The organism is Hyalangium sp. (assembly GCF_045802625.1).
GTDB lineage: Bacteria > Myxococcota > Myxococcia > Myxococcales > Myxococcaceae > Hyalangium.
This window is the reverse complement of the sequence record NZ_JBJMQP010000144.1, coordinates 23,025-40,039: the sequence shown is the minus strand read 5'-3', so window position 1 is coordinate 40,039 and position 17,015 is coordinate 23,025. Positions and strand designations below refer to the sequence as shown.

Here is a 17,015-nt window from a genome sequence, read left to right as displayed (position 1 = left end):
TCCCATCCACGGGTACACCGAGGGCTTCAACATGGTGGGCCGCTGGCTGCGGCTCGCTCGGGGGGCGGCTCGGGATCTGCTTGGCACCACGGGCCTCCCGGAGGCGAAGGACACGCGGTTCTGGCAGAAGACCGGCTTGATCACCGTCACCCCTCGTCCCAATGACGCCCGGTTCCAGAACGAGGACGGGGAAGGGGAGGAGGCGCTCCGGAAGGCCTTCCTCGCTCCGTTGTACAACGCGCTGGCGCTGCCGCTGAGCCAGCAGCACCTGGACGTCGTCGGCCTGGGGCATGCGGGCACGGCCACCGCGGTGCACCGGGCCGTGGAGCAGCTCACACGCGGGGGCCTCGATCGGGTGCTCATCGCCGCCGTGGACTCCTATCTGGATCCGCTCACGTTGCAGTGGCTCGCGGGCTCCCGGCGTCTGAAGACGGAGGCGGTGCCCACCGGGCTGAGCCCTGGCGAGGCGGGCGCCTGTCTCCTCCTGGAGACGCAGCCGAGCGCCGCTCGGCGGGGAGCCGTTGCGCCGGTGCTCGTCACCGGAATCGCCACGGGCCAGGAGTCCCACTCCTTCCTCTCCGGCGAGCCCAATACGGGCGTGGCGCTCGCGGCGTGCATCCGGGAGGCGCTCGAGCAGTCCGCGCTCCAGGGGGCTTTTCGCGGCGAGGTGTACTCGGATCTCAATGGCGAGTCCTGGCGGGCCATGGAGTGGGGGAGCGCGCTGGTGCGCCTTGCGGGCCGGGTGGCCGAGCCGCGCCTGCATCTGCCATGTGTCTCCGTGGGAGATGTGGGGGCCGCCAGTGGCGCGCTCGGGGCGTGTCTGGCCGTCCATGAGCTGTCGCGCGGCCACGCCCGCACCCCGCATGCGTTGGTAGTCTCCAGCTCCGAGGGGGGAGAGGTGGGCTGCCTCTCGCTCCAGCCCGCCTCCTAGGTGTACGTGCTCCCACTCCACTCCCGGCGAGGGTCCTGCCCGCGATGACTTCTCAGTTCCTGCCCGTCTTCGTGAACAACGCCCTGGCCGAGAACGAGGAGCTGCTGCCCGAGGTGCTCAGCGCCCGGTGCGAGCTCGGCACGGTGCTCACCTTCTGCCGCAACTTCCGCATCGCGGGCATCGGGGAGCTCTTCCTCACCGCCACCCCGCGGACGTTCCACCGGCGGCTGCACCAGAGCAGCCGGGCCTTCGCCCACTTCCTGTCTCGCGCCGATGATGCCCGCAAGCGCACGAGCAAGGCCCTGCCGTTCTTCGATGCCATCGCGGCCGGCGATCTGGACGGAGCGGCGCTGATCGCCCGCGACTCCCGGCGCACCTGGGCCCAGGGCGAGGAGTACGAGGAGGACTTCCTCTTCGTCGAGTTCCTCATGCAGCACTTCTTCCTGCGGGCCTCCGCCGCGGACAGCCAGGCGCTCCTGACGCGCTATGCCAAGGCCCTGCAGGACGCCGAGGACATCCGGCTCGAGCTCTGCCAGGCCCTGCTGGCGAAGGATGAGGAGGCGTTCAACCCGGCACTCGAACGGTTCCTGTCGGAGCGCCAGGATCACTACGAGAAGCTGGCCGAAGAGGGGAGCGTGGCGGACGAGGTGCGCTTCACGGAGGGGATGTTGTCGGTGGAGGGCCTGGCCCTGGTGCGGCTCGCCGAGGCCCAGGGGCTGACAACGGAGGAGGACTACCTCCAGGTTCCCTCCATCGCCCGAGAGCCTCCTCCCGCGAACCTTCCGCCTGACTCATGGCGTCGTATCTCGGGCTGAGCGGCTCGCGGACGTGGGGCGCCGCGGCCCGACGTGCCGGGTTCAGGTGCGCCTCGGGAGGTGGCTACCTGCCTGGGAAGCGCGCCCAGGGGGCCCACGCGAATTGGGCAGCTGCCTTGAACTGAACGGTTCGGTGTGGCAGCGTTCGCCCGATTTCCACGTGTTCTGACAGGGGTTTGCATGCTGGCCGGCAGGTGGCTGCAGGTCTGGGGCAGCGGGGGGGGATGCGGATGGCGGACGGCGCTCGCGCTGGGGTTCGTGGTGTGGCTGGGAGCATGTGCTCACGCCTCCGCACCGGCCGAGCCCTGCAAGGAGCCCCCTCCAATCTCCGTGCTCCTCGAGGCGAGCGATCGCCTCAATCCTGATGATCGGGGGAGCTCGCTCTCGACGATCGTCCAGGTGCTCCAGCTCAAGGACATCCGGCGCCTGGAGGCGGCGGAGTTCCAGGACGTGTACCAGCGTCCCAAGGAGATCCTGGAGGACGATCTGATCGCGACGGATGAGCTGACGCTGGAGCCGGGACGGACGTTGACGCGGCAGCTCTCGCGCGATCCCAAGGCAAACTTCATCGTGGTGCTGGGCGTGTTCCGCCGGCCCGCGGGCCAGGTGTGGCGCTCCATCCAGCGGCTGCCAGAGGTGACGCCCGAGCTCTGCGCCGCCGCGAAGAAGCCAGGGCAGTCCGCCCCGCTTCACTTCTATCTCGAGGACTATCGGGTCGAGGCCCGAGGCCGGGCGGAGGGGCGAGGATGAAGATTCCTCAGCGCGTCGTGTGGTCCGAGGGGATGTTCATGAATCCCCAGCACATGCAGCAGGCGGACCTGTACCACGAGTCCCTGCTGTCGGCCCGGCTGGGAGCGATGACGCCCTATGACTGGGGCGTGGTGGAGATGGAGGTGGACGAGAAGGCGCTGGCGGCCGGGCAGCTCCAGCTGCTGCGCTTCTTCGGCATCCTGCCGGACGGCCTGCCCGTCACCTTCGAGCGGGGCCAGCCCGAGGAGCCCGCCGCCCGTCCCATCGAGGAGCACTTCGGCGCCTCGAAGAAGTCGCTGGACGTGTACCTGGGCGTGGCGCGCGAGCGCGACGGCGTGGCCAGCTATGGCGACGCCAATGGGTCCTCCACGGCGCCGCGCTTCAGCGTGGTGAGCCGCTCGGTGGCGGATCTGATCACCACCGAGTCCGTGTCCGCGGTGGCCTTCGCCCAGCGCAACATCCGCTTCCTCTTCGGCACCGAGCCGCGCGAGGACTACGAGAGCATCAAGATCGGCGAGCTGGTGCGGGACAAGACGGGCGCCGCGGTGCTGTCGCCCAGCTACATCCCGCCGTGCCTGCGGATCTCCGCCTCGCCCTACATCCTGGCGAACCTGCGGCAGCTGTTGAAGTCCATGCACGGCAAGCAGCGCGAGCTGTCCGACACCCGGCGCCACCGGGACGAGGCCTCGCTGGAGTTCACCGGCGCGGACGTGACGAAGTTCCTGCAGCTCAGCGCGCTCAACGGGCTCATCCCCCAGGTGGCCCACGCGGTGGAGACGGCGGACATGTCGCCGCAGTTCCTCTACCTGCTGCTGAGTCAGGCCGCCGGACAGCTCTCCACGTTCTCCGCGGACTCGGATCCGGCCAACCTGCCCAAGTTCCAGTACACCAACCTGCGCGTCACCTTCGAGGGGCTCTTCCAGCGGCTGGATGGGCTGCTGCGCTCGGTGGCGCTGGAGCAGTCCGTCGCCATCGCGCTCGAGTCGCGCAAGGACGGCATGCACCTGGGCCGGCTCGAGGACGAGCGGCTGGCGCGCTGCACCCAGTTCATCCTCGCGGTGAAGGCCGATCACCTGATGGAGCAGCAGACCGCGGATCAGCTCCCGGCCCTGGCGAAGATCGCCAGCTGGGACGAGATCCACAACATCATCCAGGCCGCCACGCCGGGAGTGCCGCTGAACGTGACGTTCCGGCCTCCGCCCGAGGTCCCGGTCAAGCCGAAGGTCGTCTACTTCTCGCTCGATACCACCGACAGGTACTGGAAGGACGCGATCAAGGATCAGACGCTCGCCATCTATCTGCCGCAGCCGTTCGATCCCAGTCGGACGAAGCTGGAGCTGATGGGCGTGCCGGGTAAGAAGGAAGGCAGCAGGGGGCGCTGAGACATGGATCGGCTGAACGTCATCACCAAGGACTGCTTCGGCGCGCTGCTGCAGATCCGCCAAGCGGAGCCCAGCTCGCTGCCCGCCCCGGAGCAGGTGCAGCAGCGCCTGCGCTCCTTCGTCAGTGACATGATGAGGAATGCCCGGGACGAGGGGCTGCCCCAGCAGGATGTGGACGACATCGCCTACGCGCTCGTCGCGCTGGCGGATGAGCTGGCCCTGAGCAAGTCCGACGAGTTCCGCGACTACTGGCTCGGCAACCTGCTGCAGTTCCAGTACTTCAAGGAGAACCGCGCCGGCGAGGGCTTCTTCACCAAGCTCCAGGAGATCCGCAAGGATCCTCGCCGCACGGAGGCGCTGCGCGCCTACTACCTGTGCCTCATTTTCGGGTTCCAGGGCCGCTACCGCGTGCGCGGCGGCGAGCTGGAGCTGATGCAGCTGATCGAACAGCTTCAGCGGGATCTGGCCCCCTCGTTCAAGTTCGACACGGAGACGCTGTCTCCCAATGGGGAGCGGCCCTCCAGCGGCACGCAGGCGGCCAAGCGGACCTTGCCGCTGCTGGCCATCTCCGGAGGCGTCGTCGTCTTCGCGCTGCTCGTCTATGGCGGGCTGCGGCTGAGCCTGAGCAGCAGCGTCTCCTCGCTCGTCGAGGAGATCGAGGCCGCCTCGGGTCCTGCTCCTTCCGCGGCCGCTGCTGCCACGTCTTCTCCTCCTTCCACTGCTGCCAAGCCCTGACGGAGCCAGCGGATGCTCAAGTACATCTTCGCCGCGCTGGCGGCCGCGACAATCTGGGCGGTCGTCCTGGTGTTCCAGCTCCCCCTCTGGATCGCCGTCGCCTTCACCACGCTCCTCGTCCTGGGGCTGATCGCGCTCATCGCGATCCGCCAGATCAAGGCAGCCAAGGCCGCGGGAGACATCGAGAAGGCGCTGTCGGCTCAGGCGGACGCGCACGCGGCCAACGCTCGGCCGGACCTGCAGGAAGAGGTCCAGCAGATGCAGGCCGAGTTCACCAAGGCCATCGCCGCGCTGAAGAGCTCCAAGCTGGCGCGGGGCCGCGGTGGCAAGGAAGCCCTCTCGGTCCTGCCCTGGTACATGATCATCGGCCCGCCGGGCTCCGGTAAGAGCACGGCGCTGCGCAACTCGGGCATCAAGTTCCCGTACCTGTCGTCTCGCGGCGGCGGCGTGAAGGGCGTGGGCGGTACGCGCAACTGCGAGTGGTGGCTCACCAACGAGGCCGTCATCCTCGACACCGCGGGCCGCTACACCACCGAGGATGATGACCGGGACGAGTGGTTCAGCTTCCTGGACATGCTCAAGCGCAACCGCCCGAAGAAGCCGGTCAACGGCCTCATCGTCGCGGTGAGCGTGGGCGACATCATCGGCATCGACGAGGAGGAGACCATCCAGCTGGCGCAGCGGCTGCGCGAGCGCGTGGACGAGGTGATGGAGCGATTGAAGATGATCGTCCCCGTCTACCTCATGTTCACCAAGTGCGACCTGCTGGCCGGCTTCGTGGACGTCTTCGGAGATCTGGCCAAGAGCGAGCGCGGGCAGATCTGGGGCTCCACCATCCCGGTGATGGACAAGGGCGAGGATCTGGTCGGGCTCTTCAAGGAGCGCTTCGACGAGCTGGCCGAGGTGGTGGAGCAGCGCAGCACCCAGCGCCTGGGCCAGGAGCGCCACCCCGAGACGCGCGAGCGCATCTACCGCTTCCCGCAGCAGTTCGAGGGCCTGCGCGCGAACATCGCCGCCATGGTGCAGGCGCTGTTCGCGGAGAACGTGTACGCGGACACGCCGGTGATGCGCGGGGTGTACTTCACCAGCGGCACGCAGGAGGGCAGCCCCATCGATCGCGTGATGAACGCGATGGCGGACGCCTTCGGCATCCGGCGCTCGCTGCCGAGCACCACCAAGTCCTCGGTGGAGGCGCGCAGCTACTTCCTGCGAGACGTCTTCTCCAGCGTCATCTTCCCGGATCAGGATCTGGCGGTGCAGAGCACGGCCGAGGACCGGCGCCAGCGTCAGATGCAGTACGCCTACGCGGGCGGAGGGCTGTTCGTCGCGGTGCTCATCCTCCTGTTCCCGACGGTGGCCTTCTTCAAGAACCGGGATCTGATCCAGGACACGCGGAGGATCTTCCAGGCCCAGCAGGCGACGGGGTCCACCGCCTCCACCGCCTCGATCGCGGTGGAGGACCTGAAGGTGCTGCACGATTGGATCGACGAGCTGAGCAAGGGGCCGTCCGCGGGGATGCGGTTCGGCATGTACCGGGGTGACGAGCTTCTAGCGCCGCTGAGCCGGTTCTACGGCACGGCCGTGCGGCGCACCTTCGTGGAGCCCGTGCTCGTCCAGGACATGAAGGACCTGGCGGCCTTCGCCAAGAAGCACGAGGGCGAGGAGACCAGCGCTCCGGACGAGCACGAGTACGCGCGCTTCTTCAACCTGCTCAAGATGAACCTGTTCCTCACCGGGCCTCGTACGGCCTCGGAGCCGCCCATCGGCGACGCGGAGCGGGCCTGGCTCGTCTCGCACCTGAAGGAGCGCTGGAGCACCCGCCCCGGGTTCGTTGAGAGCAAGGAGCGCCAGGACATCCTCGGCGGGCACGTGGACCTCTACCTGACGCTGCTGGCCAAGGATCCCTCGCTGGCCTACACGCGCAATGACAAGATCATCGGCGACACGCGCACCGCGCTGAGCAAGCTGCCCTTCGAGCAGCTGCTGCTCAGCCAGATCGTCGCGGACGCGGGGCGCGAGTTCGATCTGAAGCTCTCCAGCATCCTGGGAGGCACCGCCTCCAACATCAAGTCCAAGGGCGTGGTGCGCAGCGCCTTCACCCGCAAGGGCTGGGACAAGGTGGTGCGCGAGCGGCTCGAGTCGCCGCTGCAGAACGCCGATCTCTGGGTGCTCAACCGGGACACCAAGAACAGCACCGACGCGGAGATTGAGCGCCAGATCAAAAAGCTGGAGTCGCTCTACTTCTCCACCTACATCAACGAGTGGCAGGCCTTCCTGGACTCGATCGAGGTGTCGCGTCCGGGCGGGCAGACCGAAGTGCTCGCGGAGCTGGAGGAGTTCACGCGCGGCAAGCCGCCTCCGCTGGCGCGCCTGTTCCAGGCGGTGGCCTACAACACCAAGCTGCCCAACAAGAGCGCCGCGGAAGAGGTGGGCGAAGACATCCTCGGCAAGATCAAGCAGAAGCTCGACAAGAAGGCCTCGAAGGACGCCAAGGATCTCATGAACACCGGGGTCAAGTTCGCCTCCGGCGGCGAGGACACAGGCGAGATCCAGTTCACTCCGCTGCACGTGCAGGCCGCCTTCGACTCGATGGTGAAGTTCGGTGTCCCGCCGAAGCCCGCCACGGACGATGCGCCCCCCCAGTCCGTGGCGCTCGACCAGTACCAGGAGCAGCTCGTGTTCGTCCGGGATGCGCTCCGCGAGCTCGCGGAGAACCCCACGGCGAGCAAGCAGGCCATGGCCCGCCTGACCACCGCCAAGGTGACGGTCCAGTCGCTCATCAACGGCCAGGAGGACCCCAACGTCCGGCCCTTCTTCAACAAGGTCCTGATGCCGCCGCTGGAGACGGCCTCGAGCTCCGTGAGCGGCAAGGCGGGCGGAGAGCTCAACGACAAGTGGTGCAGCGACGTGTCGGACACCTTCAAGCGCAACCTGCTCAACCGCTACCCGTTCAACAAGACGGGGCATGACGCGGCGCTGCAGGACGTGGCGGACTTCTACCGGCCCGATGCCGGCACGGTGTGGGGCTTCTACGGCGCCGAGCTCAAGGAGAACGTGCGCAAGGTGGGCTCCAACTACAAGGCCGTCCACGGCGTGGGCGGCGTGTCGCTCCAGCCGCTGCTGTTCCAGTTCCTGTCGCGCTCGGATGACATCACCAGCTCGCTGTTCGCGCCGCGGGCCCAGGATCCGGGCATGCAGTTCACCATCCACATCCGGCCCTCGCCGCAGCTGGCCTCCATCACCTTCTCGGTGGACGGCAAGTCCGTGGAGTACAAGAACGGCCCCGAGGAGTGGTACCCGTTCAGCTGGCCTGGAGATGGCAAGAAGTCCGGCGCCTTCATCAAGGTGCGCAACAACCGCGGCCAGGTGGAGACGCTCGATCAGGATGGCGAGTGGGGTCTGTTCCGGCTGATGGAGATCGGCGCGCCGCAGGTGGACAAGGGCGCGCGGGTGTTCTCGGTGACGTGGAAGATGCCGTCGGTGGGCGCGGATGTGGTGATCGACTTCCGCCCCTCGCGCACGGCCACGCCGTTCTTCGGTGTCTCCCCCGGCCCCGGTACCGGGATGCTCCAGCCGTTCCGCGCGCCGGGAGTCGCTCCTCCGCGGATGATCGGAAAGGGGGCCGGATGTTCGGGGTAAAAGCCAACTCCGTGGCGCTGCTGGGCAAGGCGCCCTGTCAGGGAGACTTCATCCGCTGGAACGCCGCCGATCCCGTCTCGGCGCAGTTCCACAAGTGGCTGGAGGAGGGGCACGAGGCTGTTCGCCGCGCCAACCTCACGCTCCCAGCCGAGCCCATCTGCTTCGTCTACACCGCCGCCGGTGGCCGTCAGGCGCTGGTGGGGATGATGGCGCCCAGCACGGACAAGGTGGGGCGGCACTTCCCGCTCTGCGTCTACGTGCCGATCGATCTCGGGCCAGTGTCGGGCAACGCCGCCACGCTGCACGGCTCGCATCAGGCCTTCTTCGCCGCGACAAGGCAGTTGCTGGCGGACTCGGCCAGGCTGTCCGCTGATGAGCTGACCCAGCGGATGGAGGCGCTGAACGCTCACGCCGCGGGAGACTCCGCCGCCGCGGACACGTACCGGCGCAGGGCCCTGGCGGCGCCGGCGTCCTCGCTGGTGCGGCAGTTCACGGCAGATGGGGCTCCGGCGGGCGCGCAGTACTACGCCTTCCGCACCTTCATGATGGCGTGCGCGGCCGAGCGGGGGAAGGAGCCCTCCAAGCCCGGCGTGACGCTGGACTGCCCCTTCCCGGAGGAGACGGGGCCGTATCCATGGGTGGAGATGGCGCGGCGGCTCTTGCAGTGGCGCGGCATGACGCCGTCGCTCTTCTGGCAGGCCGGGCCGAGCCCCCGGCTGCTGGTGTCGCTCGGGCCGCCGTCCTCGACGCTGCTGCTGCACCTGGCCAAGCCGGAGCACTCCAGCATGAAGCTGTGGCCGCTGCGCACCAAGGCGGCCAATGCCATCGAGACCGCGAAGCAGGCGCTCAACTCCAAGCAGCGCCAGGCCCTGGATGACGCGGGCTCCACGGCGGAGTCGGTGGTCCTGGCGTTCGCCAGCTGAGGCAAGTTCAACAGGGGATGGGTGACATGGCAGTCTCGATCGAACAACTCCGAGAGAAGGCGAAGAGCTGGATCGAGCCCTGCTCCGCGGCGGCTCCGGCGGGCGCGGCCGCGAAGACGAATCCTCAGTACGAGGCCGTCGTCACCGAGATGGCCAAGCTCGAGGCGGTGACGGGCGGCCAGATCGACTGGAACATGGTGCTGGACTCCAGCGGCAAGGTGCTCCAGACCGTCTCCAAGGATCTGCGGATCGCCACGTACCTGGCCTATGGCCTGTACCAGACACAGGGGCTCGACGGGCTCGCCACCGGGCTGGTCCTGGTCTCCGAGATCATGGACCGCTACTGGCCGGGCCTCTTCCCGGAGCTGGCGCGCCTGCGGGGCCGCGTCAACGCGCTGGGCTGGCTGATCGAGCGCACCTCCAAGACGCTGGGCGAGACGCAGGTGGATGCTGGGGCCCGCGAGCGCGTGGAGGCGTTGGATGTCGCCGCCGCCCGGCTGGCCGAGGTGGCGCGGCAGAAGTTCGAGGCCAATGGCCCCGCCGTCCGGCCGCTGCTCGAGAGCGTCCAACGCCTCAAGGCCTCGCTGCCCGCGGAGGCGCCGCCGCCTCCTCCGCCGCCGGTCGAGGCCAAGCCCACCACCTCGGTGCCGCCGCCGCCTGCCATTGCTCCGGTGACGGTGCCCGTGGCCGCGCCGCCTCCACCGTCCGTCAGCACGCCGCCCGTGGCGGCGATGTCCGGCGCCGAGGGCGTCACCGACTTCCTGCGCCAGACGGGCTCTGCGCTGGTGAGCGCCGCGGGCACGCTGCGGCGCGCGGTGGCCACGGATCCGCAGTCCTACCGGATGTTGCGCATTGGCCTGTACCTGCACCTGGTGCAGCCGCCCCCCGCGGACGCCAGCGGCAAGACGTCGATCCCCGCGCCGCCTCCGGCGCTGCGCACGCAGCTGGAGAAGATGGCCACCAACGGCAAGTGGGCCGAGGTGCTGGAGGAGGCCGAGTCCGCGCTCATGCAGCACCGCTTCTGGGTGGATCTGCACTACCTGAGCGCCCGCGCGCTGGCCGAGCTGGGGCCCACCTTCGGGCCCGCGCGTCAGGCGCTGCTGGGCGAGCTGGGCGCGTGGCTCAAGCGCATGCCCGCGGTGCCCAAGTTCCTGTTTGGCGATGGCTCGCCGGTGGCCAATGGCGAGACGCGCGCATGGCTGGAGTCGGAGCTGGCGCCTCCGGCCGCGGCGGGCGGAGCCACCACCTCCTCCAAGGCCGAGGGCGAGGACGGCGATGACGAGGCCGCGGCGCTCTCCGAGGCCCGCAAGCTCCTGGGCGGCGGCAAGGCTCCCGAGGCGATCGCCATGCTCCAGAGGCGCGTGGAGGGAGCCACCTCCAGCCGCAGGCGATTCAAGGCCCGGCTGGCGCTCGCGAAACTTTGCGCCGCCAGCGGTCAGGGTAACGTAGCCAGGGCTCTGTACGAGGCGCTCGATCGAGAGGCCGTCGAGCGTGGGTTGGATGTGTGGGAACCAGCGCTCACCGCCGAGTGCCTGGAGGGCCTGTTGGGGGTTTCCCGTCCCCAGCCCAAAGCGCCCGAGGCGCTGGTGTCGGAGTTCAACGCCCGGTATCATCGCCTATGTCTGATTGATCCCAGCGCTGCCCTGAGGGTGTCTCTGTGAGAGGGGGGCCTCTTACGGTGAGTCCGCGCGGGATAACGCCGTCCCCAACCAGGAGGTCACGAGGTGAGCAAGGAAGGTTCGGTCGCGCCGAAAGAGCGCGTCAACATCGTCTACAAGTCCGAGACCGGAGGCGCGCAGGCCGAAGTCGAGCTGCCGCTGAAGATTCTCATGGTGGGGGATTACACCGGCCGCAAGGATGACCGCCCCGTCGAGGAGCGCGCCCCCATCAACATCGACAAGTCCAACTTCAGCGAGGTGATGAGCAAGCAGAACCTCGGGCTGGACATCAACGTCGCCGACAAGCTCTCCAGCGAGAAGGGCGCGGAGATGGCGGTGTCGCTGAAGTTCTCGACGCTCGCGGACTTCACTCCCGAGGGCATCGTCAACCAGGTGCCCCAGCTCAAGCAGCTGTTGGAGCTGCGCGCCGCGCTCAACGCCCTCAAGGGGCCGCTGGGCAACGTGCCGGCCTTCCGCAAGAAGATCCAAGCCCTGCTCGGAGACACCGAGGGCCGTCAGAAGCTGATGGCGGAGCTGGGAATGGGCGGAGACAAGAAGTAGCCACCGCCGCGCAAGCATAGAGAGGCGTGAATACGGATGAGCACTGAAGGCAAGGCGGCTAGCGCCGCAGCAACGACAACCGAAGCCCAGAACTCCCTGCTCGACGAGATCCTCGCCGAGACGAAGATGAAGCCCAGCGACGACGGCTATGACGTCGCTCGCAAGGGCGTTCAGGCCTTCATCGCGGAGATGCTGGCCCCGGGCCGCTCCGCGGAGCGCGTGGACAAGGCCCTGGTGGACGCGATGATCGCCGAGGTGGATGTTCGCCTCAGCGCCCAGGTCAACGAGATCCTCCACCACCCCAAGCTCCAGGCGCTCGAGTCCGCCTGGCGCGGGCTGAAGTTCCTGATCGATCGCACGGACTTCCGCGAGAACATCAAGGTGGAGATGCTCAACGCCACCAAGGAAGATCTCCTCACCGACTTCGAGGACGCCCCCGAGACGGTGAAGTCCGGCCTGTACCGGCTGGTGTACTCCAACGAGTACGGCGTGTTCGGTGGCAAGCCCTACGGCACCATCTGCGCCAACTTCGACTTCGGGCCCGGCCCGGAGGACATCGCCCTGCTGCAGAAGTGCGCGGCGGTGGCGGCCATGGCGCACACCCCGTTCATCGCCAACACGTCGCCGGAGTTCTTCGGGGAGACCTCCTTCCTGAAGCTGCCGGGCCTCAAGGACCTGAAGTCGCTGTTCGAGGGTCCGCAGTACGCCCGCTGGCACAGCTTCCGCGAGAGCGAGGACTCGCGCTACGTGGGCCTGGCCATGCCGCGCTTCCTGCTGCGGCTGCCCTACGGCGAGAAGACCATCTCGGTGAAGTCCTTCAACTTCAACGAGGACGTCATCGGCCAGCACGAGCGCTACCTGTGGGGCCACGCCTCCATCGCGCTGACCAGCCGCATTGTGGACTCGTTCGCCAAGTACCGCTGGTGCCCGAACATCATCGGCCCGCAGTCGGGTGGCGCGGTGGAGAGCCTGCCGCTGCACCAGTACGAGGCCATGGGCGAGATCCAGACGAAGATCCCCACCGAGGTGCTCCTCACCGAGCGGCGCGAGTACGAGCTGAGCGAGGAGGGCTTCATCGGCATGGTGTTCCGCAAGGAGTCCGACAACGCGGCCTTCTTCTCGGCCAACTCCGTGCAGAAGCCCAAGTTCTTCGGCAACAGCCCCGAGGGCAAGGCGGCCGAGACGAACTACCGCCTGGGCACGCAGCTGCCGTACATGTTCATCATGTCCCGCCTGTCGCACTACCTGAAGGTGCTGCAGCGCGAGCAGATCGGCAGCTGGAAGGAGCGCGCGGATCTCGAGCGCGAGCTCAACCAGTGGATCGGCCAGTACGTGGCGGACATGGATGATCCGGCGCCCTCGGTGCGCTCCAAGCGCCCGCTGCGCTCGGCGAAGATCAAGGTCGAGGACGTGGAGGGCCAGCCGGGTTGGTACCGCTGCAACCTCCAGGTGCGCCCCCACTTCAAGTACATGGGCGCCTCCTTCACGCTGTCCCTGGTCGGCAAGCTCGACAAGGAGTGAGGGAGTTCGAGGGTGCCTAAGGGGAAACCCTCATGGCGCTCGTAGCCGCCGGGGTGTGGGATCCGGCGGCTACATTCGCGGTTCCGGGCTCTCCTGGGAGGGGGGCTCCGAGGCAGCTTCAATACGAGCAGTCAGTCACGCAGAAGAAAGCGGAAGAAGGAGAAGCCAATGGCTGAGACAGTACACTTGTTCCTCAAGTCGAACGGCACGGACATCAAGGGTGAGAGCACCCAGGTGAGCCTCGGCCGTCAGGACTCCATCGAGTGCGTCTACTACGAGCAGGCCGTCATCACCGCACGCGAGGCCGGCTCCGGCATCGCCACCGGCCGGCGCCAGTACCAGCCGCTGCTCATCCGTAAGCGCATCGACAAGGCCTCGCCGCTGCTGATGAAGGCGCTCACGGAGAACCAGGTGATCGAGGCCACCTTCAAGTTCTTCCGCCCCAACCCCACCGGCGACGGCACCACCGAGCAGTTCTACACGGTGGGCTTCAAGAAGGGCCGCATCGCCAGCATCAAGCAGATCGTGCCGGACACCATCGTCCCGGCCTCCTCCACCGAGCCGCCGCTCGAGGAGGTCACGTTCGTGTTCCACACCATCGGGTGGACGTACACCAACGGTGGCGTGACGCACGAGGACACCTGGGATCAGCAGCGCTGAGCTCTCTTGCTCGCCGTGCGCCGGGTTGAAGCGGGCGCGCGGCGGCGGAGCTCGGAGAGGACACGACAGTGGCGGGGCGCGGGCTTCTGTCACGAATCGAGTTGGAGGAGGGGACGTCCTCGCGCAACGCGGACGTCTCCACCTCCATCGTCGAGCACCTGCGGGTGTTGCTCAACACGCGCAAGGGAGACTCGGTGACGGTGCCGAACTTCGGAGTGGTGGACTTCACGGACCTGGTCCACTCGTTCCCTTCGGCCATCCAGACGTTGCAGGTGACCATCCGCGCCACGGTGCTCGAGTACGAGCCACGCCTGCGCAACGTCAGCGTCCGCCACGTGCCGGACGAGGATCCCCTGGTGCTGCGGTTCGAGATCACCGCGCAGCCCGCGGACAAGAGTGCCCGAGGCGTGCTGCGGTTCCGGACGCAGATGTCACCGGGAGGGAAGGTCGAGGTCTGGTGAGCGTGCCGGTGACAGGCGGGAGCCACGGGTGTTCAGCAAGTACTACCAGAGCGAGCTCGCATATCTTCGGGAGATGGGGAAGGCGTTCGGCAGCGCCAACCCCGCGCTGGCCGGCATGTTGGTGGAGCGCGGCGGCGATCCGGACGTGGAGCGCCTGCTGGAGGGCTTCGCGTTCCTGACGGCTCGCATCCGCGAGCGCATTGACGACGCGGTGCCGGAGGTGGTCCACGGGTTGGTGGACCTGCTGCTGCCGCACTACCTGCGCGTGCTGCCCTCGTGCTCGGTGGTGGAGTTCAGCCCCCACGCGCGGCTGCTGCGCGGGCGCTCGCGCATCCCGGCGGGCGCGGAGGTGGGCTCCAAGCCGGTGGATGGGACCACGTGCGTGTTCCGCACCACGCGGCCGGTGGATCTGCTGCCGCTGACGCTGGTGGACACGGTGCTGGATCAGTCCACGCAGCTCTCGCCCGTGCTGCGCGTGCAGCTGCAGATGGCGGAGCAGGGGCGCGGCGAGATCTTCCAGGAGGAGGGCTTCTCGCTCTTCATCCACGGCGAGCCGGCCGTCAGCTCCACGCTGCTGGTGTGGCTGATGCGGCACTGCAAGAGCATCCTGGTGCGCGGCGCGGCCGGGAGCGAGCCGGTGCGGCTGCCTCCGAGCAACCTGCGCGCGGTGGGCTTCTCTCCGGACGATCAGCTGCTGCCGTGGCCGGCCCGGGCGCCCGAGGGCTACCGGATGCTGCAGGAGTACTTCACCCTGCCGCAGAAGTTCCTCTTCATCGAGGTGCGGGGGCTCCAGGCCGCCGCGTCCATCACCGGCCAGCGGCTGGAGCTGGCCTTCGAGTTCGAGCGGCCGCCGCCGCTGCCCGGGCGCGTGCCCAAGGACATCTTCAAGCTGCACTGCGCGCCGGTGGTGAACCTCTTCACCACGTCCTCGGATCCAATCCGGGTGGGGGCGCTGGGGCACGAGCACCTGCTGCGCGCCGCGGGGCTGGATCCCGAGCACATGGAAGTCTACTCGGTGGACACCGTCACCGGCCTGCAGGCGGGGCGCAACGATCGGCTCGACTACCGGCCCTTCTTCGACTTCGCGCACAACACCGGGGACAACGCGCGCTTCTTCCGGCTGCGCCGCTCGCAGTCGCCGCTCAATGACGGCATCGACACGTTCCTGTCGCTGGGCAGCCCGCGAGATGCCATGCCCACGGCGACCGAGGAGACGCTCTCCATCGATCTGACGTGCACCAACCGCTCGCTGCCCTCGCGGCTGCAGGTGGGCGATCTGAGCATGCCGACGCCCGCGTCTCCCACGACGGCGAAGTTCCGCAACATCATGGCGGTGACCAAGCCCGTGCGGCCGCCGCTGGGCTCGGAGCTGCACTGGCGGCTGCTGTCTCACCTGGCGCTCAACCAGCGCTCGCTGCTGGATCCCGGCGCGCTCAAGGCCCTGCTGGAGCTGTACAACTTCCAGGCGACGGCGGATCAGCCGGCGGCTCGGGCCAACCAGCTCCGCGTCGAGTCCCTGCGGAACGTGACGGGCAAGCCGGCCACGCGCTTCTTGCAAGGCACGCCCGTGCGCGGCACCCAAGTCACCGTGGACGTGGAGGAGGCGGGCTTCACCGGCCTGGGAGATGCCTTCCTCTTCGGCAGCGTGCTGGACGAGATCTTCGCGTCCTACGTGAGCCTCAACGCCTTCAGCGAGGTGTTGCTGCGCATCCAACCCTCTCAGGCGGAGTACCGCTGGCCGCCACGCAACGGGCGTCAGCCGATCCTATGAGCGACGAGGCGACGCCGGAGGACGAGTCTGGAGAGCTGGCGACGCTCTCGCTGGCCTCGCGGCTGGAGCGCCTGACCTCGGGCGCGATGCAGGTGCGCGCTCAGGGCGGTGGAGATCAGACCATCCGCTTCCGGCTCGACGCGGCGCTCCAGTTCGCCACGGGGGACGTGCGCTTCCTCCAGCTGGTGGCCCTGCTGGAGCGGCTGACCTCGAGCGCCGTGCGCGTGGGCGGCGACGGGCCCCCGGCCGAGGAGGCCATTCGCTTCAGGCATGATCCGTCGCTCGTCTTCAGCTCCGGCGACGTGAGCCAGGTGCGGCTGGTGCCCCGCGTGTCGGAGTGGGGCGAGGCGCAGGGCGGCCCGAAGCACATCTTCGAGGTGGTCACCACGTTCCTGGGGCTCACCGGCGCGTCGTCTCCGCTGCCGGGCTACATGGTCGAGGAGATCGCCCAGGAGGATCCGGATCGGCCCTTGCGGCGGCAGTTCCTGGATCTCTTCCACCACCGGCTGCTGTCGCTGCTGTACCGGGCGCTGTCCCGGTACATGCCGGAGGGCGAGGCGACTCGCGCCGGGGATGATGTCTGGTCCCGCCGCGTGCTGGCGCTGGCGGGCCTGGACACGTACGAGCGCGGCCCCGCGGTGGGCTTGTCCGTGGCGCAGCTCCTGCGGCTGGCGCCGCTGCTGGCGACCCGGGCGCGCACGGCTCGGACGCTGGAGCTGGGGCTCATGGACGTGCTGCGCAACGATCTGGGCCAGGCCCGGATCACCGTCCGCCAGTTCGCCGGGAGCTGGGTGGAGGTGGAGTCCGAGCAGCGGATGAAGCTGGGCAAGCTCAACTCGCACCTGGGCCGCACCTCCATGCTGGGCGGCAAGCTGTTCGATCGCGCCGGGAAGTTCGTCATCGGCATCGCCCCGCTGGATGGGCCCACCTACCACCGCCTGCTGCCCGAGGGGGATTTGAGCCAGCTGGTGCGCGAGGTGGTCACGCTGGTGGTGCGCGATCCGCTCGAGTGCGCCCTGGAGCTGGGCGTGAGCGAGGACGTCCTGGGCGCCTTCCGGCTGGGGCCCAAGGCACCGGCCCGGCTCGGGCGCAATACCTATCTGGGAGGACGACAGGCTGCCGTTCCTCGCATAAGGACAAGGATCGTCCCGCTGCCTTCGCTCTCGGGGAGTGAGGCTTCGGCCAGTCCCTAGCGTTTCGCGGATTCT

The 17,015-nt window shown here is 68.3% G+C and carries 14 protein-coding genes; all 14 read left to right on the top strand.

Annotated features, from left to right (window positions below; genetic code table 11):
- The coding region (locus ACJ8AT_RS26190) for a hypothetical protein (RefSeq protein WP_407740593.1) at positions 1-931 on the top strand (931 nt) is incomplete at its 5' end.
- A 44-nt stretch (positions 932-975) separates the two neighbouring features.
- Positions 976-1,746, top strand: coding sequence for an Imm49 family immunity protein (locus ACJ8AT_RS26185; protein ID WP_407740592.1), 771 nt, complete (start codon positions 976-978; stop codon positions 1,744-1,746).
- 180 nt (positions 1,747-1,926) lie between these two features.
- Positions 1,927-2,496, top strand: a complete 570-nt coding sequence (gene tssJ / locus ACJ8AT_RS26180; RefSeq protein WP_407740591.1) for a type VI secretion system lipoprotein TssJ — start codon at positions 1,927-1,929, stop codon at positions 2,494-2,496.
- Complete coding sequence (gene tssK / locus ACJ8AT_RS26175) at positions 2,493-3,878, top strand: type VI secretion system baseplate subunit TssK (protein WP_407740590.1); 1,386 nt, start codon at positions 2,493-2,495, stop codon at positions 3,876-3,878. Before tssJ ends, tssK begins: the two co-directional genes overlap by 4 nt.
- A gap of 3 nt (positions 3,879-3,881) precedes the next feature.
- On the top strand, positions 3,882-4,613 hold the full coding sequence (locus ACJ8AT_RS26170) for a DotU family type IV/VI secretion system protein (protein ID WP_407740589.1): 732 nt from the start codon (positions 3,882-3,884) through the stop codon (positions 4,611-4,613).
- A gap of 12 nt (positions 4,614-4,625) precedes the next feature.
- Entirely contained in the window at positions 4,626-8,252 is a 3,627-nt protein-coding gene (tssM, locus tag ACJ8AT_RS26165; RefSeq protein WP_407740588.1) for a type VI secretion system membrane subunit TssM, read from the top strand.
- Positions 8,240-9,175, top strand: coding sequence for a type VI secretion system-associated protein TagF (tagF, locus tag ACJ8AT_RS26160; RefSeq protein ID WP_407740587.1), 936 nt, complete (start codon positions 8,240-8,242; stop codon positions 9,173-9,175). The genes tssM and tagF overlap by 13 nt, the downstream gene beginning before the upstream one ends.
- A gap of 26 nt (positions 9,176-9,201) precedes the next feature.
- Entirely contained in the window at positions 9,202-10,836 is a 1,635-nt protein-coding gene (gene tssA, locus ACJ8AT_RS26155; protein WP_407740586.1) for a type VI secretion system protein TssA, read from the top strand.
- 63 nt (positions 10,837-10,899) lie between these two features.
- Positions 10,900-11,394, top strand: a complete 495-nt coding sequence (tssB, locus tag ACJ8AT_RS26150) for a type VI secretion system contractile sheath small subunit (protein WP_407740585.1) — start codon at positions 10,900-10,902, stop codon at positions 11,392-11,394.
- A gap of 36 nt (positions 11,395-11,430) precedes the next feature.
- Complete coding sequence (gene tssC / locus ACJ8AT_RS26145; protein WP_407740584.1) at positions 11,431-12,915, top strand: type VI secretion system contractile sheath large subunit; 1,485 nt, start codon at positions 11,431-11,433, stop codon at positions 12,913-12,915.
- A gap of 168 nt (positions 12,916-13,083) precedes the next feature.
- A complete protein-coding gene (gene tssD / locus ACJ8AT_RS26140) occupies positions 13,084-13,575 on the top strand; it encodes a type VI secretion system tube protein TssD (protein WP_407740583.1) in 492 nt (163 codons plus the stop codon).
- Between the two features lie 68 nt (positions 13,576-13,643).
- Entirely contained in the window at positions 13,644-14,036 is a 393-nt protein-coding gene (tssE, locus tag ACJ8AT_RS26135) for a type VI secretion system baseplate subunit TssE (protein WP_407740582.1), read from the top strand.
- Positions 14,037-14,064: 28 nt separating this feature from the next.
- The gene (tssF, locus tag ACJ8AT_RS26130; RefSeq protein ID WP_407740581.1) at positions 14,065-15,807 is read left to right on the top strand and encodes a type VI secretion system baseplate subunit TssF; all 1,743 of its coding nucleotides are present in this window, start codon (positions 14,065-14,067) and stop codon (positions 15,805-15,807) included.
- Entirely contained in the window at positions 15,804-17,000 is a 1,197-nt protein-coding gene (gene tssG, locus ACJ8AT_RS26125; protein ID WP_407740580.1) for a type VI secretion system baseplate subunit TssG, read from the top strand. Before tssF ends, tssG begins: the two co-directional genes overlap by 4 nt.
- Positions 17,001-17,015 lie beyond the last annotated feature (15 nt).

Bases quoted from the DNA above. Each gene is read 5' to 3' on its own strand.
- ACJ8AT_RS26170 (WP_407740589.1), top strand. From the start codon at position 3,882: ATGGATCGGCTGAACGTCATCACCAAGGACTGCTTCGGCGCGCTGCTG.
- tssA (WP_407740586.1), top strand. From the start codon at position 9,202: ATGGCAGTCTCGATCGAACAACTCCGAGAGAAGGCGAAGAGCTGGATC.
- tssM (WP_407740588.1), top strand. From the start codon at position 4,626: ATGCTCAAGTACATCTTCGCCGCGCTGGCGGCCGCGACAATCTGGGCG.
- tssK (WP_407740590.1), top strand. From the start codon at position 2,493: ATGAAGATTCCTCAGCGCGTCGTGTGGTCCGAGGGGATGTTCATGAAT.
- tssJ (WP_407740591.1), top strand. From the start codon at position 1,927: ATGCTGGCCGGCAGGTGGCTGCAGGTCTGGGGCAGCGGGGGGGGATGC.
- tssC (WP_407740584.1), top strand. From the start codon at position 11,431: ATGAGCACTGAAGGCAAGGCGGCTAGCGCCGCAGCAACGACAACCGAA.
- tssG (WP_407740580.1), top strand. From the start codon at position 15,804: ATGAGCGACGAGGCGACGCCGGAGGACGAGTCTGGAGAGCTGGCGACG.
- tssD (WP_407740583.1), top strand. From the start codon at position 13,084: ATGGCTGAGACAGTACACTTGTTCCTCAAGTCGAACGGCACGGACATC.
- tagF (WP_407740587.1), top strand. From the start codon at position 8,240: ATGTTCGGGGTAAAAGCCAACTCCGTGGCGCTGCTGGGCAAGGCGCCC.
- ACJ8AT_RS26185 (WP_407740592.1), top strand. From the start codon at position 976: ATGACTTCTCAGTTCCTGCCCGTCTTCGTGAACAACGCCCTGGCCGAG.